Origin of the sequence: Microbacterium sp. SZ1, assembly GCF_002362255.1 — a bacterium.
GTDB lineage: Bacteria > Actinomycetota > Actinomycetes > Actinomycetales > Microbacteriaceae > Microbacterium.
The window spans coordinates 1-610 of sequence record NZ_LPVV01000018.1; the positions used below are offsets into that span (position 1 = coordinate 1).

At 69.7% G+C, this 610-nt stretch carries 1 protein-coding gene and 1 pseudogene; both read left to right on the top strand.

The window, feature by feature from the left end; all coding sequences use genetic code 11:
- Positions 1-287 (top strand): annotated as a pseudogene (locus tag AUC47_RS16740) (hypothetical protein); the annotation flags it as partial.
- Between the two features lie 69 nt (positions 288-356).
- Positions 357-610: DUF5819 family protein (locus tag AUC47_RS09745; RefSeq protein ID WP_256999506.1), on the top strand; the 254-nt coding region annotated here is incomplete at its 3' end.

A 610-nucleotide genomic window follows, 5' to 3' on the forward strand; every position in this document is an offset into this window, starting at 1 on the left:
TCGCACTGGGCACGCAGATCGCGAACGCGCAGGGCACCGTCACCTTCACCTGGACGATCCCGGCCGGCTACGACCTGGGCACTCACACGGTGACGCTCACCGGCGCGAGCTCCGGCAGCGTGGCTGCGACCTTCCAGGTGGTGGCCTCCGGGCTCGCCACCACGGGCGGTCAGGTGCAGGGCGGCTGGATCGCTCTCGCAGCGCTGATGCTGGTGCTCGGTCTCGGAGCCGTCAGGTTCGGCCGGCGCCGAGCGCAGACCGTCGCGAACGACCCCATGGTCGAGTAGCGACACCCTCGTCGGGGCCGCCGCGCACGGCGGCCCCGACACCTCTCGGCGGTCAGGAAGGTGCGCACAATGACCACGACAACACAGACAGAATCCGAATCCGACATCACGGACGAGCCCGCGGAAGAGGCGAGACCGCGGCCCGCGTGGTGGGTCAAGCTGATCGCGTTCGGGGCATGCCTCCTGACGCTCTGGCACGTCGGAGCCTCCTTCCTCTGGATCGCTCCGTACTCCGCCCTGCGGGAGATCCCCACGCAGGAGGTCCTCGCCGGATACATGCTGCCGATGTTCGGCCAGTCGTGGAGCGTCTTCGCCCCGGAGCC